Annotated in this window: 19 protein-coding genes; 13 read left to right on the forward strand and 6 right to left on the reverse strand. The window is 40.1% G+C overall.

Annotated elements, in window-relative coordinates; all coding sequences use genetic code 11:
• Positions 1 to 304 precede the first annotated feature (304 nt).
• Together FTT98_RS08940 and FTT98_RS08945 are read left to right on the forward strand one after the other, a co-directional pair.
• Complete coding sequence (locus FTT98_RS08940; protein WP_168378866.1) at positions 305 to 523, forward strand: DUF1653 domain-containing protein; 219 nt, start codon at positions 305 to 307, stop codon at positions 521 to 523.
• 57 nt (positions 524 to 580) lie between these two features.
• Complete coding sequence (locus FTT98_RS08945) at positions 581 to 1,174, forward strand: O-methyltransferase (protein ID WP_180134668.1); 594 nt, start codon at positions 581 to 583, stop codon at positions 1,172 to 1,174.
• Between the two features lie 85 nt (positions 1,175 to 1,259).
• Here FTT98_RS08945 and FTT98_RS08950 read toward each other — a convergent pair whose 3' ends face one another.
• The 3 genes from FTT98_RS08950 to ahpC form a co-directional block, all read right to left on the reverse strand.
• Positions 1,260 to 1,466 (reverse strand): KTSC domain-containing protein, encoded by a 207-nt coding sequence (locus tag FTT98_RS08950; RefSeq protein WP_078189026.1) that lies wholly within the window; start codon positions 1,464 to 1,466, stop codon positions 1,260 to 1,262.
• 218 nt (positions 1,467 to 1,684) lie between these two features.
• Entirely contained in the window at positions 1,685 to 2,161 is a 477-nt protein-coding gene (locus FTT98_RS08955; RefSeq protein ID WP_180177294.1) for a hypothetical protein, read from the reverse strand.
• A gap of 291 nt (positions 2,162 to 2,452) precedes the next feature.
• Positions 2,453 to 3,016 (reverse strand): alkyl hydroperoxide reductase subunit C, encoded by a 564-nt coding sequence (gene ahpC, locus FTT98_RS08960; protein WP_005097370.1) that lies wholly within the window; start codon positions 3,014 to 3,016, stop codon positions 2,453 to 2,455.
• 505 nt (positions 3,017 to 3,521) lie between these two features.
• On the opposite strand from ahpC, the gene FTT98_RS08965 reads away from it, so the two are divergent.
• The 10 genes from FTT98_RS08965 to FTT98_RS09010 all read left to right on the forward strand — a co-directional run bounded on the left by FTT98_RS08965 (position 3,522) and on the right by FTT98_RS09010 (position 18,745).
• Positions 3,522 to 7,472, forward strand: a complete 3,951-nt coding sequence (locus FTT98_RS08965) for a DUF3418 domain-containing protein (RefSeq protein WP_180177295.1) — start codon at positions 3,522 to 3,524, stop codon at positions 7,470 to 7,472.
• Positions 7,473 to 7,502: 30 nt separating this feature from the next.
• Positions 7,503 to 8,618, forward strand: a complete 1,116-nt coding sequence (locus tag FTT98_RS08970) for a beta-ketoacyl-ACP synthase III (protein WP_078189024.1) — start codon at positions 7,503 to 7,505, stop codon at positions 8,616 to 8,618.
• Between the two features lie 11 nt (positions 8,619 to 8,629).
• Positions 8,630 to 9,397, forward strand: coding sequence for a 1-acyl-sn-glycerol-3-phosphate acyltransferase (locus FTT98_RS08975; RefSeq protein ID WP_180163003.1), 768 nt, complete (start codon positions 8,630 to 8,632; stop codon positions 9,395 to 9,397).
• 211 nt (positions 9,398 to 9,608) lie between these two features.
• Complete coding sequence (locus FTT98_RS08980) at positions 9,609 to 11,624, forward strand: hypothetical protein (protein ID WP_180175621.1); 2,016 nt, start codon at positions 9,609 to 9,611, stop codon at positions 11,622 to 11,624.
• 96 nt (positions 11,625 to 11,720) lie between these two features.
• Positions 11,721 to 13,436: an AAA family ATPase gene (locus FTT98_RS08985; protein WP_111885078.1), complete on the forward strand. Its 1,716-nt coding sequence runs from the start codon at positions 11,721 to 11,723 to the stop codon at positions 13,434 to 13,436.
• A gap of 148 nt (positions 13,437 to 13,584) precedes the next feature.
• Positions 13,585 to 14,571 carry an ion transporter gene (locus FTT98_RS08990; protein WP_180040209.1) on the forward strand — a complete coding sequence of 329 codons (987 nt, stop codon included), beginning with the start codon at positions 13,585 to 13,587 and terminating at the stop codon, positions 14,569 to 14,571.
• Positions 14,572 to 14,752: 181 nt separating this feature from the next.
• Positions 14,753 to 15,673: a LysR family transcriptional regulator gene (locus FTT98_RS08995; RefSeq protein ID WP_180040211.1), complete on the forward strand. Its 921-nt coding sequence runs from the start codon at positions 14,753 to 14,755 to the stop codon at positions 15,671 to 15,673.
• A gap of 9 nt (positions 15,674 to 15,682) precedes the next feature.
• Entirely contained in the window at positions 15,683 to 16,009 is a 327-nt protein-coding gene (locus tag FTT98_RS09000) for a gamma-glutamylcyclotransferase family protein (RefSeq protein WP_180040213.1), read from the forward strand.
• A 253-nt stretch (positions 16,010 to 16,262) separates the two neighbouring features.
• Entirely contained in the window at positions 16,263 to 17,273 is a 1,011-nt protein-coding gene (locus FTT98_RS09005; protein ID WP_180177296.1) for a sensor domain-containing diguanylate cyclase, read from the forward strand.
• A gap of 296 nt (positions 17,274 to 17,569) precedes the next feature.
• Positions 17,570 to 18,745, forward strand: a complete 1,176-nt coding sequence (locus FTT98_RS09010; RefSeq protein WP_168378875.1) for a CynX/NimT family MFS transporter — start codon at positions 17,570 to 17,572, stop codon at positions 18,743 to 18,745.
• Positions 18,746 to 18,777: 32 nt separating this feature from the next.
• Here FTT98_RS09010 and FTT98_RS09015 read toward each other — a convergent pair whose 3' ends face one another.
• Positions 18,778 to 19,233 carry a DUF441 domain-containing protein gene (locus FTT98_RS09015; protein WP_180177297.1) on the reverse strand — a complete coding sequence of 152 codons (456 nt, stop codon included), beginning with the start codon at positions 19,231 to 19,233 and terminating at the stop codon, positions 18,778 to 18,780.
• Positions 19,234 to 19,384: 151 nt separating this feature from the next.
• On the opposite strand from FTT98_RS09015, the gene FTT98_RS09020 reads away from it, so the two are divergent.
• Positions 19,385 to 20,104: a pseudouridine synthase gene (locus FTT98_RS09020; RefSeq protein ID WP_180177298.1), complete on the forward strand. Its 720-nt coding sequence runs from the start codon at positions 19,385 to 19,387 to the stop codon at positions 20,102 to 20,104.
• 138 nt (positions 20,105 to 20,242) lie between these two features.
• On the opposite strand, the gene FTT98_RS09025 is transcribed toward FTT98_RS09020, so the two are convergent.
• On the reverse strand, positions 20,243 to 20,686 hold the full coding sequence (locus FTT98_RS09025; protein WP_168378877.1) for a GNAT family N-acetyltransferase: 444 nt from the start codon (positions 20,684 to 20,686) through the stop codon (positions 20,243 to 20,245).
• Between the two features lie 98 nt (positions 20,687 to 20,784).
• Positions 20,785 to 21,132 carry a type II toxin-antitoxin system RelB/DinJ family antitoxin gene (locus tag FTT98_RS09030; RefSeq protein ID WP_078189014.1) on the reverse strand — a complete coding sequence of 116 codons (348 nt, stop codon included), beginning with the start codon at positions 21,130 to 21,132 and terminating at the stop codon, positions 20,785 to 20,787.
• Positions 21,133 to 21,177: the final 45 nt, after the last annotated feature.

Here is a 21,177-nt window from a genome sequence, read left to right on the forward strand (position 1 = left end):
AGAAGTATTTTGATCTAACATTGCTAACGTCTCCAGAGGAGTAAATTTATTTGATGAGAGAATGATAGAACAAACCATTAAATAGGTGAAACGGTTTGTTTTTATAAAATTAATCGGTTTTACAAATTAAATGATTAAATTTCTTTCTAAATCATAAGAATATACCGATGTGAATGCAGTCAATATTGGGCCATTATCGAGAAATGCAAGTTAAATAGTGGAAAAATAAATGAATTCATCGCGCTTTAAGCAAGACAATGCTAGAGTCAACCCTATTGTATTGAGAACTTTTTAGGGAAATGGCATGCAGGTCAAGCAAGGGATTTATCAGCATTATAAAGGTCAGTTGTATCAAGTCTTTCATGTTGCAACACATAGTGAAACGCGTGAAAAAGTTGTGGTCTATCAGTGCTTATATGACGACTATTCAATGTGGATTAGACCATTAGAGATGTTTATGGAAACCGTTGAAATTGATGGTGAAGTAATTCCACGTTTTAAGCTGATCCAAGAAACCCACTGAGCAGATATTTAGCCCTTCAATTTATAAATATGAATGAAATAGTAAAAGGACAGAATCATGAGCATGGATGCAAATTTTAAAAACTATATGCAACAACTCTATGCAGACTTTAGCGCTCACGATGCTGCGCAAAATCACCGACTTGCGCGTTACCGAAATATTGAGCCTGAATCTGCACTGTTTTTGGCTATGCAAATTCGCTTAAAACAAGCCAAACAGATCTTGGAAATTGGAACATCTACAGGTTATTCCACGCTGTGGTTAGGAGATGCTGCACAGTCTACACAAGGGCGGGTCGAAACCATTGAAATTGATGCAGCGCGTATCGAGCAAGCTAAACAACATGCGGCAAATTTAAGCTTAGCCGAATACATCGAATTCCATCATGGCGATGCACTGCATTTTTTACAGCAGTTAAATCAGCGTTATGACTTTATTTTATTAGATGCAGAACGTGATGCGTATATCGCGTATTGGCCATATTTAGCTGAATTGATACAAGCTCAAAGTGGCGTGTTAATCGTGGACAATGTGCTGTCACATGCCAATGAGGTCGCTGAATTTATCCAACGTGTTGAAGCGGATGATCGTTTTATCAGTACGACATTAAAGGTGGGCGCAGGGCTCTTTATGGTGACTTGGCGCAACTAAAAATCAGGGCATTCAGCCCTGATTTGATCGAAAATATTTTTTAATTAATAAAATACTGTTGCTATAGCGCTAAACTTGTAGCGGATTAACCCTGTAAGCTTACTCGTGAAAAATGTAGATCATATTCTAAATATTTGTGGACAAATGCCGTTTTATCACTACATCGAAGTAAATTATCATAAATAAAAGGTGAAACTGGATAAAAGAGATCCCCAGAACCATTCGCATAAAAAATTTTTAAGTAACGTGAAGAAGAACTGTATTTCCAAGAAGTTACAACAGTTGTTGTCATAAGCCACCCCCTTATTGCGTTGTTATAGTCATACTGCAGTTAAAGGTTTATCTCATTTGAAATTAAGACAAATTTAGGGCGTGGAGTATTGCAGAATTGTTAAAAAATAATGTTTTATCTCACATTTTTTTCATTTCTTTATCAACTAATTTGATAAAAATAATGCCAGTTCAGAGAAATGCCAAAAGCGTCATTCTCGCTTGTTGGTGTCGGGGGAGTTAAAAACTACGGCATTGTTCTGATTTATTACCTTTGACTTGGTTGTTGCTGCCATTAATTGAGAACGCATTTTCAAGACAAATCAAATTACCTGCGATTTCATTATTATTTAGAACAATATTGCCGTTATTTTTCTTTAATTTCAGGTCGCCTGAAATTTGGTTATTGAGGAGTTGGATGTTTTTCCCAGTCGTAAAATCGACATTGCCACTGATATTGTTATGATTGGCAATGATCTTGGTAAAATTTTTATTAGATTCAATATTGCCTTTGATGTGGTTGTCATGCAGTTCAACACTGGCGCCATTTTCTAAAATCACATTGCCATGAACAATTAAACCTTCAAGCTGACAATTTTTTTTGACTTTAATATCTTCACGAATACTTTGGTATTTAATTTCACCATCGCAATTCACGGCAGCAAAAGTCGTAAACGAACATAAAATTAAACTGATCGAGACGAAATATTTTTTCATGGGCTTACATCTTCCTGAAATAAGCAATTGACCTAAAATTCATGTTAAAAATACTGAAATACAGGCAAAGATGTAAGCTTAGATAATCAGGTTTGCGGCGCATTTTTATTATATTTGTGTAAGTTCTAACTTGATGAATATCTACAGATATGTGGAAAGTGCTAGAGCGTTAAAGTTGTATGAATAAAGTGTGAACTACGTAGGGTGCAAAGAGGTACTTGCTCGCCAATAATAGGCACAAAAAAACCACGCTAAAAGCGTGGTTTTTGAATCAGTTCAATCTAATCTGTATTAGATTTTACCAACTAGGTCGATTGAAGGAGCAAGAGTTGCGTCGCCTTCTTTCCATTTAGCTGGGCAAACTTCGCCTGGGTGAGCGTGTACGTATTGAGCTGCTTTAACTTTACGAAGAAGTTCTTGAGCATCACGACCGATACCACCAGCGTTGATTTCAACGATTTGGATTTTACCTTCTGGATCGATAACGAAAGTACCACGATCAGCAAGACCGTCAGCTTCGATTAATACGTCAAAGTTTTTAGCAAGAGTCCAGTTCGCATCACCAACCATTACGTATTGGATTTTTTTGATTTCTTCTGAAGAATCGTGCCAAGCTTTGTGAGTGAAATGAGTGTCAGTAGAAACTGAGTAGATTTCAACACCTAGTTTTTGGAATTCTGCATAGTTGTCAGCAAGGTCACCAAGTTCAGTTGGGCAAACGAAAGTGAAGTCAGCTGGGTAGAAGAATACAACAGACCATTTACCTTTAAGATCAGCTTCAGTTACTTCGATGAATTGACCATTTTGGAATGCAGTAGCTTTAAACGGTTTAACTTCAGTATTAATTAAGCTCATCATTGTCTCCATGATTGAGGTTTGTTTTTGATTTCCAATAGGGTACAGAAATTTTTCTTATTGCTGAAATAGTATTTTTACATAACTAATATCGGAAAATCCGAATTAATAGTGATTTACTCATTTCCCAATAGACCAGTATTTCATCTCATTTAACCGCAGTTGTGTGAGGATTAAATGACAGGAACTACCCTAAACGTCCTACACAGACATGAAGTCACACACCTTAAAATTCAAGGGTAAAATTTAAAAAAAGTGATTTAAATTTTTCGATTGTTGATTCAATCCATCTATAGGCATGCCAATTTGTACACCTGCGAAGCAGTTTTGTTCGTTCAATTAGGCGGATGAAGGGGAATATGGTGAATTCATCCTATTTTCAGATTTGAAATCTAATCCGCACCGCGCCAGATAAATTCACTTCGGGTTTTCAATTGTTGCATTGGGAAATGCGATGAAACCGAGTAGAATATCGGGTTTCATGTAGTTGTAAGGCGTATTCTTGGTGGTGAAAGATTTAAATGTAGATCAGATGGTGATGGCTCGTGATGTTCACCGTTTAAATCGATTGCGTAAGAGTAAAGACGCCAATGAAAAGCTGCATGAAGAACTGTTTGAAAAGTCAAATGCGAAAGTCCGCGAACGGATTGCCCGCATTCCAAATATTAAATTAAATCAAGACTTACCTGTTACGCAGTATGCAGACAAACTGATTGACGCGATTCAAAAGCATCAAGTGATTATTGTGGCAGGTGAAACCGGTTCGGGTAAAACCACGCAGTTACCGCAAATTGCCATGCTTGCAGGTCGTGGTTTAACGGGTTTGATTGGTCATACTCAACCCCGTCGACTGGCTGCACGTAGCGTTTCGCAGCGTATTGCAGAAGAAGTGGGCGAAAAGCTAGGGGAGTCGATCTCCTTTAAAGTTCGTTTCAATGAACAAGGTTCACAAGATTCCATCGTGCGTTTGATGACTGACGGTATTTTATTGGCTGAACTGGCCAATGACCGATTCTTAAATAAATACGACACGATTATTATCGATGAAGCGCATGAACGTTCGCTAAATATCGACTTCATCATGGGCTATCTCAAACAGCTCTTGCCACGTCGTAAAGATCTCAAAGTCATTATTACTTCCGCGACATTAGACGTAAACCGCTTCTCTAATTACTTCAATGGGGCACCTATTTTTGAGGTGGAAGGTCGAAGCTTCCCTGTAGAGTTGCGTTATCGTCCGATTTCAGAGCTGAGCATTGTCGGCAGTGATGATGATGAATTTGACGATTTTGAAGAAAATTTACCCCGTGCCGTGGTTTCGGCAGTAGAAGAATGTTTTCAAGATGCGCAGGAAAAAGGTCATCCTGAACATGCCGACATTTTGATTTTTGCCAGCACTGAACAAGAAATTCGTGAGTTACAGGAAACACTGCAAAAGTTTGGGCCACGTCATACCGAAGTTTTACCTTTATATGCTCGATTGGCTTTGGCAGAACAGCAAAAGATTTTTAATCCATCGGGTGGTGGGCGACGTATTATTATTGCCACCAACGTGGCAGAAACGGCTTTAACCGTACCGAATATTCGCTACGTAATTGATAGTGGCTTTGCACGGATATCCCGTTATAACTATCGCTCACGTGTACAGCGTCTACCGATTGAGGCTGTATCACAGGCGGCAGCAAATCAGCGTAAAGGTCGTTGTGGTCGTATCGCACCGGGTGTGTGTATTCGACTGTATTCAGAAGAAGACTTTATGAGTCGTCCTGAATTTACCGAGCCTGAGATTAAACGAACCAACTTGGCCTCGGTTATTTTGCAAATGCAAAGTTTGGGCTTTGGTGAATTAGAAGACTTTGATTTTATTGAGCCGCCAGATCATCGTTTGGTGAATGATGGTCGTAAGCTTTTGATTGAGCTTGGGGCGATGGTTGAGAAAGGGAAAGCCCCTCTTTCGCAAAGAGGGGTTGGGGGAGATTCTATTGAAAGTAATCCCCCTAAATCCCCCTTTACAAAAGGGGGACTTCCTCCGGCGAAGGGTGGTGGTTTAACCAAAATTGGTCAGCAAATGGCGAAAATGCCAATCGACCCGCGTCTTGCACGGATGATTTTGGGCGGAGCGCATTTTGGCGTATTAAATGAAGTCTTGATTATTGTCGCTGCTTTAGCGGTACAAGATCCACGTGAACGTCCTGCGGATAAACAAATGCAGGCCGATCAGAAACATGCTTTGTTCCGTGAAGCTGACTCGGATTTCTTGTTCTATATCAAATTATGGGAAGCTTTGGTTGCTAACCGTGACATGAGTGAGAATAAGCGTCGAACCTTTGCACGCAACCATTTCCTTAGTTGGTTACGCCTCCGTGAGTGGAAAAAAACCCATGAGCAATTGGTGGATTTGGCTCAGGGCTTAAAACTGTCCTTTAATGAAAAGAAGGCCAATTATGAAAATCTGCACCGTGCGTTATTAACGGGTTTACTTTCATTTATTGCCAACAAAACCGATGAACGTAACGTGTTCATGGCAGTGCGTCAGCAAAAGGCACGCATTTTCCCTGCATCAACTTTGCATAAAACCAATACACCTTGGGTCATGGCTTTTGAGATGGTGGAAACCTCTCAGGTATATCTTCGTACATTGGCGAAAATTGAACCTGAATGGATTTTATTGGCTGCAGGCGATTTATTGAAGCATCATTATTTTGAGCCGCATTGGTCGAAAAAAGCTGGTGTGGTGAATGCTTATGATCAAATTTCTTTATTTGGTTTGATTATTGAGCCACGTCGTCAGATTAATTATGAAAAAGTGGATCATCCGGCGGCGCATGAAATTTTCCTACGCGATGCGTTGACGACGGGACATTTGGGTATTACGCCGCCGTTCTTAAAACACAATTTATTAAAACTCGAAGAAGTTGAGCGCGTTGAAGATAAACTGCGTCGTCGTGATTTAGTAGTGGATGAAGAAACCATCTACCAGTTTTATGCTGCTAAAGTACCTGAAGAGGTGGCAAGCCGTCGTAGTTTTGAAGACTGGCGTGCAACGGTAGAACCACAAAATCCGCGTCATTTATTTATCGATGATGATGCACTTTGGATGAATGACCGTCCAACGACCCAGCAATTTCCAGACTACCTACGCAATGGTGAACTGCGTTTGGCTGCAAGTTATCGTTTTGACCCAAGTCATGATGAAGATGGCGCAACGGTCAAAATTCCAGTTCAAGCTTTGCCGCAAGTGGATGAAAATATTTGGTCATGGGGTATACCTGGTTGGCGACAAGACCTGATTGAAGCCTTGCTTAAAGCATTGCCTAAGGATAAACGCCGTCACTTGGTGCCAATACCTGATACGGCTCGTAAATTGATGGATCGTGTCGATGCCGTGCATTTGCGCGAGCATATTTTTAGTTTCTTGGCGTTCCAACTACGTGGTGAGCAAATCACAGATAAGGACTTTTCTTGGGAGCGCGTTGAGCAATATCTGCTGCCTTTAATCAAAGTCATTGATGAAAAAGGCCGTGTGATTGAGCAAGGTCGTGACCTAGATGAACTCAAAGCACGCTGTCGTACGGAAACTCATAGCCCAGTCAAACAGTTAAAAGGTGAGTTTAAAACCTTCCCTGATAATTTTGTGTTCGAAGCATCACAAAAAGTCACGGGTGTGGTGGTAAAACAATACCAAGCGCTTGTTCCAGTCAAAGGCTTTGCGGAGTTGGATGCCAAAGATGAATCGGGTGTGGTGATTCAGACCTTCAATGACCAATTTGAAGCAGTCAAACAACATCGCGAAGGGATCATTCGTTTGGTTCATATGCAGTTGGGGGATTTAGTTCGTCAGTTGAAAAAACAGATTTCTAAACCCTTGGCATTGGCTTATTCACCGCTAGGTGACAAAGCAAAACTAGAGCAAATGTTAGTTTATGCCACACTTCAGCTTGCAATAAATGAGCTACCTGTCAATATGCAGGAGTACCAAAACCTGATTTTAAATGTAAAGAAATCTTTCTTGACCCATGGGCAACAAGCGTTAGCCGTTTTAACTGAAACCTATATTCAATGGCAGGATATACGTCGGAAATTATTGGTTTTAGATGATTCTGTATTTGGAAAGAATATTGATGACATTGAAGATCAGCTCGATTTGATGCAACTTTCAGATTTTGTTTATGGCAAAACTTCCGATGTGTGGCTCGAATTTCCAAGATATTTGAAGGCATTAGTCTTGCGTTTAGACCGCTTGCCAAATAACCTACAAAGGGACAATTCTGCCATTGATCAAGTTGACCCATGGATGGAAAAATTATTTAAGTTTAAAAATGACACTCGCCTTAAAGAATTGTATTTCATGGTTGAGGAGTTACGCATCTCTATTTTCTCTCAACCAATGAAGACCAAGATGCCAATTTCTCCATCCCGCTTGCAAAAAGTATGGGATAAGCTCGGAATCAGTTAAGATATAGGTAATTTCTAAAAGGAGTTTTACATGGGCATCCGCATTACGGGTACAGGTCTTTATCATCCAGAAGACGTAATTACTAACGAAGAGTTAGTTGAAGCTTTAAATGCTTATGTGGAACAGTACAACAGCGACAATGCTGAAAAAATTGAAGCCGGTGAGCTAGAAGCGCGCCGTGGTTCAAGTGCAGAATTTATCGAAAAAGCGTCTGGCGTGAAAGCACGTTATGTTGCTGAAAAAAGCGGTATTTTAGATCCAAAACGTTTACGCCCAGTGCTACATGAACGTCCAAATGATGAAATTTCGCTACAAGCGGAATGGGGTGTTGCTGCGGCTAAACAAGCGATGGAAAATGCAGGCGTGACTGCAGAAGACATCGATGTAGTGATTTTGTCTTGTTCAAATATTCAACGTGCTTATCCTGCTGTAGCGATTGAAATCCAAACTGCATTGGGTATTCAGGGCTATGCATATGACATGAACGTTGCATGTTCAGCTGCAACTTTTGGTATTAAGCAAGCCTATGACGCGATCAAATCAGGTGCTCGTCGCGTGTTATTGGTGAACGTTGAGATCACGTCTGGTCATACAGATTTCCGTATGCGTGACTGCCACTTCATCTTTGGTGACGTTGCAACGGCTTCGATCATTGAAGAAACTGAAACCAAAGCTGGTTTTGAAGTGTTGGATATTGACCTGTTTACACAGTTCTCAAACAACATTCGTAACAACTTCGGTTACTTGAATATGAGTGAAGTCGATGCTGACATCGACAACAACCGTTTCCGTCAAGACGGTCGTAAAGTATTTAAAGAAGTGTGTCCATTAGTGGCGAAAATGATCACTAAGCAATTGGATGACAACAAAATTGCGGCAACAGATGTAAAACGCTTCTGGTTACACCAAGCAAATGCCAGCATGAATGAATTGATTCTGAAACTGGTTGTGGGCAAAGAACATGCTCAGCCAGACCTAGTGCCAATCATTCTTGATGAATTTGCCAATACTTCTTCTGCAGGCGTCATTATTGCATTGCACCGGACTGCGAATGAAGTAAACCATGGCGAGTACGGTGTACTTTGCTCATTTGGTGCAGGCTATTCAGTAGGTTCTGTACTTGTTCAAAAACATGATGCTGCCTAAGGTCAGCTCATTTGCAGGTTGAACATGATGCAAAATGGATAAAGCGTTTAAGCGCTTTATCCCGCATGTATTTCACGCCAACGTTTTTGGGCGCTGAATATATCGATGCATCTAAACCTGCAATGTATGTAGGGAATCACACAATTTACGGTGTACTCGATTCACCTGTGATTATTGATTATCTCTACAATGAACATAAAGTGGCTGTAGTCAGTATTGCTGATCATAGCCATTTTTATTTGCCTGGTTGGCGTGGGATGGTCAAAAAGTTCGGTGCAGTCCAAGGTATTCAGGACTATGTCAGAACAGTGATGCAACAAGGTTATTCCATTTTGGTTTTTCCCGGTGGCGGTCGAGAGGTTTTGAAACGTAAAGGGGAAGCCTATCAACTGATCTGGAAGCAACGTTATGGCTTTTTAAAACTGGCGCAAGAATTTAATTATGATATCGTGCCTTTTGCCGCTTTAGGTGGAGATGAAGTCTTTGAACTGGGTTTTGATGCCAGTGTGATTATTGAACATCGTTGGTTTAAACAACTATTAAAAATACAAAAACTCGATAAATTATTACGTCATGGTGATGTGATTCCGTCTTTACCCAAACGTATTATCCCCAAGCGCATTCCATTCTATTTTCAATTCTTACCCCGTCAAAGTTTGAGTCATATTCAGAGTGTAGAGGATTTAAAGCTCTATCGAGAGGCACTACAACAAGATATTTACACTGCAATAGAACAGCTTAAGAAAATCCGTTCAGAACAACATTCTACAGATCAATAATAGTGACTACTCTTCAACTTCATCCATTTTTATTCGTCACAGCTCAAAATCATGGTGAATTTTGTCACAACAATAGCTTTTAGATTTTTTATTGAACGCCTTTGTATTGACCTTTTGTACAGCTATTTGGCTGATTAATGGCAGTAGTCGGAGCATTAAACTTTGACTATAGTGAAGGTTGAAAAATAATCAACGATCGTTAGGGCGGAAGATGGAAAAGAAAAGCTTGCCCCCGCAGCTTGAGCATATTGCTCGGCAACTTATTCGAATATCTCCAAGTTTAAAGCAGTTGTATCAAGAGCAAATGGATCTTGCTACAGCACTCAATTCACAAAATATCTTTAAAATTGAGCAAGAGCAGCACCGCATTCAACTGTGTAATGGACTATGGACCTTACAGCTACAAAGTCGTGAATCAATTGGCTATCAGTTTCCTAGAAGTCCGTTTAGACCCATCAAAATTGCTGAATTGCATTCGACAGCGCCTTGTATTGAGGCAATAGAAGATTTCTTATTTCATGAATTGTATTTTTTTACTGGGGACTTAAAGCCGCAACATTCACTCTTGCTCAGAGAAAAAGCACAGCAATTTAGACAATTGATCTTACAGTCGGTTTTTCAACATCTAAATGGGCCAGCGCGTGTTCAACAGTTTTTAGCACAGATGACAGCAGTTGAAGCGCAAATTTTTGATCAGCTGATGCAAGAGCAGCAGATTTATCAGACACCGCTATTACAAACGTATATCGAATGCCAAATCTGTCTACCACATTGGTTGATGCAAAAGATTGAGCAGATGTTTGCGCTTCATTCACTTACAGAAGCTGAAATATTGCCGATACAGCTCTTGATGGATAGTTTGGACGAGATTTGTTTTGCTACAGCACAATTTTTAGATCCAACGATTTACCGGATCATGAGTTTGAGTTATGAAGATCGGTTCAATTTACAAGAATTAAATGAACATATAGAAGATATTATTTTGTTGCTCGACCATGCATATGAGCGTCCCAATTTGTTGGGTTTTATTCGTTTGATGCATCGGGATGTTTGGGCAGAGCAGGACATATTAAGCCATAGCAATTTTGTGCAAGCCACAGCAATTTGGCAAAAAAAATGTGGAAAACTCCCTTTACTCGACAACAACCGTGCAGTGCGATGGATGTTCAAGCAGTCAGCCGAAGTGTTGGATTGGCTGAGTCGTAATTTTCAACACAGTAATGTACGAGTGGCTGTGACGGCATTAAGTTTTGTCGATACGCAGCATATTCATCCCGCATTGATTCTTGCGACCTTACAACATTTTCAATTTATTGCAGCGCGCTTATTTATTCAAAATTGCCATGCGATTGCGCATGAACATGATTGGTTTAATCATGAAAAAAATCTGCAGTTTGTTTTACAGCGAAAATATCAGCCGCACGATGATCATCGCGTTGTCATCAGCCCATCGATTTTGTATTTAGATGAGTGGATGATCTTAATGCGACAGGTTTTAGGCACAGAGGATCAGGCCATAAAAAAAGTTTATTTGCCTTTGAGCCGTATTATGCAGGCCTATCTGCAGCATTTATTACGTTGTACGCAGCATTTACCACAGGCTTTGATGGATTATATCCGTCCAGAAACTCAAGAAAATCGCCAGTTTTTAAATGTTTTACGACAACATAAAATTCAACTGCAGGATTTTCGAAATTTATTTTATTTAAAACATGCCAATTTAAGAGTATCTGTATTTGATGCCTATGTGCGTGACTATGTCAGTGCAGCCTATTCGACAGGTCATACAGTGCCTAAAAATATTACGTGGAATGGGGTCTTTCATCAGGCAGTGCATTGGCATGCTAAGCAACAAAAGCAGGAAGTGTTAACTCAATTAAAGCGTCAATTTTCGACAACGGTTTGGCAGCCGGTTACAACTGAAGACAAAATCTATTTTCAAGATTGGGTCTTTGAGGAATTAAAAACCATCGATCGAATTATTGATGAATCTATTCACTTTCGACATTGTTTAGCGTCAAGTTATAGCGCCAGTATTATGGTAGGGGCGTATGTGGCTTTTCATATGTACCATCCCATTTTGCATGTATCGATGACTTTGGGTTGTCATGTGCAAAACCAGATCTTGGTTTTTGACCAACTCGAGTATTCAAATAATACCCAAGCAGAAATAGAAAAAGTAAATATCGCCAAAGAATTTTTAAATGGGTTCAATAGCTTAAAGTAAGATTGGCGAAATACGGATTTAGGAAACTGTGTTGTGTGCTTAACTTTTGAGTCAAAAATCGTTAGGCTATAGCCGTTCTTTTACGGTATAGGTCTTATGAAACAAGAAACTGCACTCAAGCTGCTCAAAGCAGGCGAAAATGTGTTTTTAACAGGTTCGGCTGGTGCAGGTAAAACTTATACTTTAAATCAGTACATCAATTATCTAAAAGCGCGCAAAGTGCCGGTGGCAATTACGGCTTCTACAGGGATTGCTGCAACCCATATGAATGGCATGACAATTCATACATGGGCAGGGATTGGGATTAAAGATGCGATTTCCGAAGATGAGTTAAAGCGCTTAAAAGAACGTAAATATTTAAAAGAGCATTTGGAAAATGCCCAAGTTTTAATCATCGATGAAATTTCGATGTTGCATGCCAAGCAATTAAACTTGGTGAATAAAGTTTTAAAATTTTTTAAAGACAGTGAAGATGCTTTTGGGGGGATTCAAGTCATTGTTGCAGGTGACTTCTTCCAGTTACCCCCTGTGGGACGCAAAGGTGAATTAAACCGTGACAAGTTTTGCTTTATGTCTGAGGCATGGGTAGAAGCGAAGTTTCGCGTGTGTTATTTGACCGAACAACATCGTCAGGGTAATGACTATCTCAATGATATTCTAAATGCGATTCGTGCTCAGCAAATTACTGGCGATCATTTGCATGCTTTAAGGCAGACAAGTTCACAAAATATAGGTGAAACCTTTACGCGCTTGTATACCCATAATATGGATGTAGATAGTATTAACTATAAACATCTAAATGAAATTGAGCAAGAATCTCGCCAGTTTGAAGCCCAATGTGATGGTAATGATAAACTGATCGAAACCTTAAAATCTTCAGTGCGTGCGCCGGAAACTTTGACCTTAAAGAAAAATGCCAAAGTGATGTTTGTAAAAAACAACTTTGACGTGGGCTATATCAATGGCAGCCTCGGTGAAGTGATAGGTTTTGAAGAAGATGATGAATATGGCATCTTGCCTAAAGTAAAACTCACTGATGGCACGACCTTGGTGGTCGAGCCTGAAACATGGTCTGTCGATAATGATGATGGTAAAACCATTGCCAGTTTCCAACAAATTCCACTGCGTTTGGCCTGGGCGATCACCATTCATAAATCTCAAGGGATGACCCTTGCAGCGGCTGAAATTAACTTGACCCATACTTTTGAGAAAGGTCAGGGTTATGTGGCATTGTCGCGTTTAAAAACATTAGATGGTTTGCGTTTACTTGGTTTTAATGAACAAGCCTTAGAACTCGACAGTTTGGCCATTAAAGCCGATCGACGCTTTCAGGAACTCTCTGATGAAGCGGAAACCAATTTTGCAGAGGCCGATTTAACCGTTCAACACAAAGCCTTTATTCGCCATTGTGGCGGAACACTGAATGAAGTGGAAATCGAGCGCAATGAAAAGAAAATTGCCAAAACTGGTGCGAAACAAAGCTTTGCCACAGCGACTTTAGATCAAACTCGTGAATTATTTGAAGAAGGTTATGAAATTCAAGATATTGCAGTGGAGCGTGGTTTAACACCTGCTACGATTATTAACCATTTGGCTCGTCTGCAAAAAGAGCAAGGTTTGGATATCTCGGTGGCACATCCGGGAGAAGACGTGGTTGAACAGGTGCGTAAAATCTATAAACGCTTGGCGAAGCGACAAGACCCAGCACATTATAATGATGACGGCACGGTTAAGCTGCGCCCAATTGTGGAGTTGACCAGTCCACGCATGGGATATGACCAAGTTCGTTTGGCTTTATTATTTGTGGAATAATGGATATATGGTGCATACGAAAAATACTGATGAATAAAGTGTGGTTAATATCGTTCAATAGATTTAACAGCAGACTGTCTAAAGGATTCGTATTTTTCCTAAGCGATGGTTTACACTGTAGCAAGTTAATTTGCTAACGATTTGAATTATGACTTTTAGTGCATGGTATTCACTGCGTAAATTTGTCTATAACAATTTACATAATGATGATTATGAAACTAAATTTAGTCATTTTCTCAACTATGCTTTGATATTGCTGATTTTAGGTAATGCTGCTGCGGTTTTACTCGAATCGGTCAATGATATTTATTTGTCTTATCAAGTTTACTTTGATTTTTTTGAAAATTTTTCAATCATTATATTTAGTGTTGAATACGTATTGAGGCTTTGGTCGATTGCAGATAAAGACCCATTTTACTCCGCTTGGCGTAATCGTTTGAATTGGGTAAAAAGTGGTGGCGCAATTATTGATTTATTGGCAATTTTACCTGCATATCTAAATTTCTTTGTCCATTTTGATTTGCGTTTTTTACGTATTTTACGATTACTGCGTTTATTAAAATTAACTCGATATTTTGTGTCGTTGCAAATTTTGTTACGTGTCATTGAACGTGAAAAAGGTTCATTTCAAGCTGTTGTTTTTATTTTATTTATTATGATTATTATGGCCGCAGCTGGGGTGTATTTAGTTGAGAGTAAAGCACAGCCAGAGGTCTTTAGTTCTATTCCTGCGTCCATGTGGTGGGCTGTTGTTACTTTAACGACGGTCGGTTATGGCGATGTAACACCGATAACCCCTGTTGGGCGGATATTAGGTGCAATGATTACGATATTAGGGGTTGGCTTGGCAGCATTGCCAGCAGGTATTTTAGCCAATGGTTTGGCACATGAATTGGAGCAACGCAAACAACAATTAGAACTCAGTTTTCGTGAGTTGATTCAAAATCGTGAAATTGATTTTGTACTTGAGCCTGAAAAAATCGAAGAAATCCGAAAAACAGTGGGTTTAACCCGTGAGCAAACACAGGATATTATTTGGCAATTGTTACGTGAGCAAAAAGAGGAATCATTAAAGCAGGAGCGTGAGCAGTATGCATATTGCCCGCATTGTGGAAAAAAATTACCTGATTTGTAATGTGAAAAAAACACATTAGCTAAAGATGATTCAGTAAAACTTGATGAAGTATATTCATGTGAATAAAAAATAGTTAAATAAAATTTATGATGAATATGATTCATAAATATCATGATATGATAAATATAATTTAAAAATACTGATTTTCAGCTCATTCAGTATGTCGTTTGTGGAACTCATTATGTTGGAATTACGCCATCTCAAAACATTATTGGCACTCAGAGAACATGGTTCTTTGGTCGCTGCATCTAATGATCTGTGTTTAACGCCTTCTGCGCTTTCACATCAGTTGAAAGAGCTTGATCATTGGTATGGGGTAGAGGTGGTGAACCGACGGACACGTCCTGTGACCTTTTCGAATGTTGGGCAACGTTTACTACGCCTTGCCGATGACATTTTGCCGCAAGTTCAAATTGCGCAATCGGACATTACACGTATTGTGCATGGTCAAACTGGCCGAATTATTTTTTCTTCAGAATGCCATAGTTGCTTTGACTGGCTGATGCCGTTATTGAATGTCTACCGTCAGCAATACCCCGATGTAGATTTGGACTTTGCATCTGGCTTTGAAGCCAATCCGCATGAACTATTACAAACGGGCGAGTTTGATCTTCTGATTACTGCAGACCCGGTCAATTTAAAAGGTGTGGAATATTTCCCTATCTTTGAATATGAGTCTCGTTTGGTATTGTCGAATACACACCCATTGGTTCGTGCGACAAATGTGACTGTTCAAGAATTAGCAGAAGAAACGCTGATTACCTATCCGGTTGATAAACATCGTTTAGATATCATGGCGAAATTATTTTTACCGGCCAATATTCAACCTAAACATGTCCGTACCACAGATTTGACCCAGATGCTGATTCAGTTGGTTGCAAGTGGTCGTGGTATCGCGGCATTACCTGATTGGGTCGTGAATGAATATGAACAAAAAGGTTGGGTGACCTCTCGACGTTTAGATTGTGTTTCACCTGAAGGTTTAAGACGAACTTTGTACGCCGGTTATCGTACCGAAGAGGCTGAAAAAAGCTATTTTGAAGGCTTCCTAAAACAGTTGGCCAAATTCTCACAAAAACGCAATCAATATTATTCCAACTAAGGGGGAGCTATGACTCAGAGTCTTTTTGTATACGGGACATTACGTCTAGGTCAGCCCAATGCTCATGTGATGGAGCGTATTGGTGGCGAGTGGAAGAAAGGTGTGGTTTGGGGTGAGTTAGAACATAAAGGCTGGGGTGCGGCGATGGGCAGTCCGGGCATTCGTTTATCGAAGGCAGGTCTAGCGATTGAAGGCTATGTTTTTATCTCTGAAAACTTAGCCGCACATTGGGCGGCTTTAGATGAATTTGAAGGGGTTGAATATCAACGTGTGGCTGTCGATGTGCAACTGGAAGGCGGAGAATGGATGCAGAGTGAAATTTACGCGTTGAAATAATATTCAGGGGGAGAGTCGTGAAATACGTGGGTCATCCATACATCATGACTTCCCCAACCTTCGAAATATGTATCGATGATTCTGCTTGCTCTGTTGTTTCCTTGAGTGCATTTTCTTTCGAAGAGCAGTATTTGAAAGAGTTGTATCTAAAGTGCTTGAATGCACAGAAATTACTTTAAGATTGCTATACAAGTGGATGAATAATTTTTAGAATTGAGCTGTATCTCACATTGAACCCTGTTTGAACTCAATCATGCCCAATTCTATAGAACCCTCACCAACTCAACTCATGTCTGTGATTCAAACTCAGACAGCTATTGCCAAACTGGGTTTAGATCTAAATGCAGTGATGACCGTAGTGGCAGAACAGGCGCAGCAGATTACACATGCTAAAGGTGCAGTTGTAGAGTTGGCTGAAGATGGTGATATGGTCTATCGTGCAGTGTCTGGTGGGGCGAGTCATTTACTGGGTTTAAGACTTCATATTGAAAATAGTTTATCGGGTCTATGTATAGCGCAAAAACAAACACTGTATTGCCAAGATTCGGAAACAGATGCACGGGTAGATCGCGTGGCATGTCAACGTGTTGGATTGCGTTCGATGGCAGTAGTGCCATTGATTCATTGTGATGAAGGTGTCGGTGTTTTAAAGATTTACTCTGACCAAGTCGATGCCTTTCAGGAAGCCGACTTGCATATATTGAGTTTGATGTCTGAGTTGATCGCTGCGGCGATGTACCATGCAACACGTTTCGGTGCGACAGAGTTATATAAATTGGCGACTCAAGATAGCTTAACCGGCTTAGCCAATCGAGCTTTGTTTGTCGACTTTTTACGCCAAGGTATAGAAAAAGCACGTGCGCAGAAAAAAGTGCTAGGTATCTTGATGATTGATATGGATGGTCTGAAGCCGATTAATGATCAGTTTGGACATCGCATTGGGGATGCTGCACTGAAAGAAATCGCGCAGCGTATTTTGCGTGAAACGCGTCAAGATGACTTGGTTGCACGCTTGGGCGGTGATGAATTTGCTGTGATTTTAACCAATATTGCCAACTTAGAGCGTGCGCAAACGGCGATGAATCGAATCGCAGAAAGTTGCGGACTGCCATTTGCATTCGAGCAAATGAGCTTGAAAATTGGTGCCAGTATTGGCATGGCTTTATTTCCAGAGGATGCCGAATCCATCGATCAATTGGTCGAAATGGCTGATTTGAAAATGTACGCCAATAAGCGTGAACGGAAACAAGTAAATATTAAATAACTCACTGCTTAAATAATTCACTAATTGTTATGCAGGTGAATTCCTTCACTACCGCCAAATTATTGAAAGTATCAGAAAAAACATTTTTGATGGGAATACGTGTTGTCTCAAACAATTGCAGATGACATGACTAAGTATCGTTGTTTAATTTAAATCAAAGTGCGCTTAGCATGTGACGGTGCAAGATGATTAAATAATTGAAAAATCATCTAAGGTCATTTGTTTTTTGACTCAAAATAATATTTTGAATTGTTAAGCTGTGCACTATTGCATGGCGAAAAGAGCATGACAATTCAATGAAAGGGATGTCAAAAGATTTATTCATTATTGCGGCAGGTTTTATTGCTGCAATGCATATCGGGAAACTACCGCCCGCAATACCTGTATTACAACAGCAACTCGGCATTAGCTTTATTCAGTCTGGTTTATTGCTCTCACTAGTACAGGGTGCAGGAATGTGCTTTGCATTGTTGATTGGTAGTTATATCCAAAAAATTGGATTTAAACTGTGTATCTTATTGGGCTTAAGTCTATTGACGATAGCAAGTGCATGGGGGAGCTTTGCACAAAGCTTTGATGTCTTGTTGCTACTGCGTGTCATAGAAGGATTTGGCTTCTTATTGGTGACACTCACAGGGCCTGCATTTATCCGTCAGCTTGTACCGCTACAGCACATCAGCGCAAAGATGGGACTGTGGAGTGCTTATATGGGCGGAGGTATGGGCATAGCCTTATTGGTTGCGCCATTTCTAATTGCTCAATATGGTTGGAGTGTGGTTTGGCTCAGTTTCGCTATGATTACTGCAACATTACTACTCTGTATCGCCATGTTTATTCCTCAGCCTAATGTGGCACTGAATACAACACCTATTATTGGTCTCATTAGAGATACTTTGAAACATCCTGCAGCATGGCTTTTGGCGCTCATTTTTGGGACATATGCAGGGCAGTGGTTTGCATTGGTGGGCTTCTTACCGATGATTTATGCGCAAAATCAAATTTCAGCAGAGCTGGCGGGTGCTTTAACAGCCAGTGTTGCCGTTGCGAATGCTGTGGGCACATGGGGTTGCGGACTGTTATTACAGCGTGGTTTTCAAGCTAAAACTTTAGTCCAACTGGGTTTTGCTGTTTTGATCATTTGCTCCTTAGGGTTTTATCTCTCTAAAGATGCGTTACCGTTTTTACTGCAATATTTAACGGTGTTTAGTTTTTCGCTTTTTGGAGGCTTAGTTGCTGCGACGGTTTTTGCGCAAGCACTACATTTTGCACCTTATCCTGCGGCAATTAGTACGACGGTCGGCATGATTTTACAATGCTCTGCCATATCACAATTTGTTCTGCCACCTGTGATTGCCACTGTGGTTTCACAAACTGGAGCGTGGTTTTGGGCGGGGATCTTGATGTCAGCATTATCATTCGTTGGAATCATGCTTAGTCGACGTTTATTTCAAATGCAGCATGGCTCAAATTAAAATTTTGTTAAACCGCTATGTCAGCAACAGCCTTATTGTTTAATCCCAATCAGTAGCGACAAGATGCCTGCTGCAATGAGTGGGCCGACAGGTACACCGCGCAGCATCGCAACACCTGCGACTGTCCCAATCAATAGCCCGGCAACCACATCTGGCTGATTTGACATCAGTTTGACACCACGTCCGCCTAGCCATGCGACAAAGATGCCAATGGCGATTGCGACGAGGGATTTCCAACTTAAAAAGGATTTTAAAATCGAATCACCAGGAATTTTTCCGCTAGCGATCGGCGTGAGTACCCCAATGGTTAAAATAATAATGCCAATTTTTAAGCCATATTGTTGCAGATAGGGGAAAAATTCACTTAAAGGCGTGATGCGGAAAACAATCAAGACACCTGCTGCTATGGTGATCGCTGTATTGTGGCTAAAGATGCCACAAGCCAATAACACCAATAACACGATCAGATTTAAATCCAACTGAGACATAGGATATTCGTGAGAAACTTCAATAAATAATCAATAGTGTAGCGCAGAAACATTAAAAACTGGCGTTCAAGATCATTTCCGCTATTTTTCCTGCAAGTTGGCTCGTTGTTCAGTATAAAATAGCAATATATGGTGTTTATTAGGTTGTTCTATGTTTTTGGAAAAAATGCTGCAATCACAAGGTTTTGGTTCGCGTAAATATTGCCAACAGTTGATTAAAAATGGTGCGGTCGAAATACACGGTGAGATTGTAGATAATCCAAAGCAAAAACTGGACTTGAATGATTTAACTTACAGTGTGCATGGACAGGACTATACCTATCGTGAGCATGTTTACATCGCGTTAAATAAACCCCAAGGTTATGAATGTTCGCATCAGGCAACTCATCATTTCAGTGTTTTTGAATTATTTGATGATGTGCTGTTAAATCGTGGTCTGCAATGCGTCGGGCGACTGGATCAAGACACCACTGGACTGTTGCTGCTCACGGATGATGGTCAATATCTACAAGCGCTTACACACCCTAAAAAGCATGTTGCCAAAGTGTATTCGATGCATACCGCAGATCCTGTGACACCTGAGCAAATACAACAATTAGAACAAGGCGTGGAGCTTCGAAACGAAAAAGGCATTTTCGCTGCAACCGATGTACAGCTATTGGCTTCACATCAATTGCAAATGACTGTCCATCAAGGGGTATATCATCAAGTAAAGCGGATGTTGGCGGCTGTCGGTAATAAAGTTGAAACTTTACATCGAGCTCAAATTGGACAATTAAAGCTTGAAGATCTCGCTGAGGGTGAATGGATTTATTTGAATGCAGCGCAAATTGAACAATCGAAATTTCGTGAAAATCTAAATCCACAGTAATGGGTATTGGGCTTTGATACGTCATCATTTGAAGGATGAATGTGCGGTATTAAAGCCCCTTAATATGTCTGCTATCTACTGATCGAAAGATTCGTTTCTAATATGCGTTGATGATGTATTTTAATGCCGAGCAAGGCATTAGCGAATAAAGTAATGATAAGTTTGAAATTCATCATCTTTAATGAAGCCCATCGATTCATAGAGCTGATGTGAGTGATAGTTATTTTTTTGAGTTTCGAGGCTGATTCGAAGCGCACCTTCATGTTGAGCAAAGAGAACCGCGGTATCGATCAATTGTTTGGCTGAACCCTGACGACGATATACAGGGCTGACATAGACATCATCTAAAATATAGTAGGTTGAACAAGCCACAGATGAAAAGCCCAAATACAGTAAGATAAACCCAGTAATCACATCATCTTTTAAGCAAATAAAAATTACACTTTCATTATTTTCAAAACGTTGTCTTAGAAATTTATATGAGATATCAAGATTAGAAGAGGTGCCATAAAATTGGCGATATTCATCAAATAAAACAGCAAGTGGATGAAGGTCTGCTTCTGTTGCGCGTCGAACGATCATTTTTTTCTATACTCCATGCTATTTTTATCAGTCTTGCATGAAGCATATCGAATTTTCGAAATTGGTTGATTTATAAATTGTTTATAAATGCGACAGTGTTAAGTTTTGTCACCTTCACCCAAAATTGCATTGAGTTCTTCAAACAAGTCGAGATGATCATCATCTAATAATGGATCATTATTTAAAATTTCTAATTCCGCAGGGCTAATTTCAGTGGTTGAAATGGCTTGGGCTTCTTGTTGTTTTAATTTACGTAACTTAATCAATTGTTCAATATTGATATTTTGGTTTTCAATAGAGAAGGGGATCGATTTGGTTAAAACAACTTGTTTAAAGAATAGACGTACAGCCTGTGCAGGTGTAATGCCTAATTGTTTAAACACGGCAAAGGCCTGTTTCTTTTCCTGTGAATCGAGGCGGATTTGGTAGACTTCAGTTTTTCTCATATTCTTAGAAAGCTTTAAAATACTTAACTTTTCGCATTTATTCTA

Origin of the sequence: Acinetobacter sp. YH12039 (genome assembly GCF_013420015.1) — a bacterium.
Taxonomy (GTDB): domain Bacteria; phylum Pseudomonadota; class Gammaproteobacteria; order Pseudomonadales; family Moraxellaceae; genus Acinetobacter; species Acinetobacter amyesii.

Bases quoted from the DNA above. Each gene is read 5' to 3' on its own strand.
- FTT98_RS09020 (WP_180177298.1), top strand. From the start codon at position 19,385: ATGTTTTTGGAAAAAATGCTGCAATCACAAGGTTTTGGTTCGCGTAAA.
- FTT98_RS09000 (WP_180040213.1), top strand. From the start codon at position 15,683: ATGACTCAGAGTCTTTTTGTATACGGGACATTACGTCTAGGTCAGCCC.
- FTT98_RS08940 (WP_168378866.1), top strand. From the start codon at position 305: ATGCAGGTCAAGCAAGGGATTTATCAGCATTATAAAGGTCAGTTGTAT.
- FTT98_RS09015 (WP_180177297.1), bottom strand. From the start codon at position 19,233: ATGTCTCAGTTGGATTTAAATCTGATCGTGTTATTGGTGTTATTGGCT.
- FTT98_RS08945 (WP_180134668.1), top strand. From the start codon at position 581: ATGAGCATGGATGCAAATTTTAAAAACTATATGCAACAACTCTATGCA.
- FTT98_RS08955 (WP_180177294.1), bottom strand. From the start codon at position 2,161: ATGAAAAAATATTTCGTCTCGATCAGTTTAATTTTATGTTCGTTTACG.
- FTT98_RS08980 (WP_180175621.1), top strand. From the start codon at position 9,609: ATGGAAAAGAAAAGCTTGCCCCCGCAGCTTGAGCATATTGCTCGGCAA.
- FTT98_RS08950 (WP_078189026.1), bottom strand. From the start codon at position 1,466: ATGACAACAACTGTTGTAACTTCTTGGAAATACAGTTCTTCTTCACGT.
- FTT98_RS09010 (WP_168378875.1), top strand. From the start codon at position 17,570: ATGAAAGGGATGTCAAAAGATTTATTCATTATTGCGGCAGGTTTTATT.
- FTT98_RS09030 (WP_078189014.1), bottom strand. From the start codon at position 21,132: ATGAGAAAAACTGAAGTCTACCAAATCCGCCTCGATTCACAGGAAAAG.
- FTT98_RS08970 (WP_078189024.1), top strand. From the start codon at position 7,503: ATGGGCATCCGCATTACGGGTACAGGTCTTTATCATCCAGAAGACGTA.
- FTT98_RS08985 (WP_111885078.1), top strand. From the start codon at position 11,721: ATGAAACAAGAAACTGCACTCAAGCTGCTCAAAGCAGGCGAAAATGTG.
- FTT98_RS08990 (WP_180040209.1), top strand. From the start codon at position 13,585: ATGACTTTTAGTGCATGGTATTCACTGCGTAAATTTGTCTATAACAAT.
- ahpC (WP_005097370.1), bottom strand. From the start codon at position 3,016: ATGAGCTTAATTAATACTGAAGTTAAACCGTTTAAAGCTACTGCATTC.
- FTT98_RS09005 (WP_180177296.1), top strand. From the start codon at position 16,263: ATGCCCAATTCTATAGAACCCTCACCAACTCAACTCATGTCTGTGATT.
- FTT98_RS08995 (WP_180040211.1), top strand. From the start codon at position 14,753: ATGTTGGAATTACGCCATCTCAAAACATTATTGGCACTCAGAGAACAT.
- FTT98_RS09025 (WP_168378877.1), bottom strand. From the start codon at position 20,686: ATGATCGTTCGACGCGCAACAGAAGCAGACCTTCATCCACTTGCTGTT.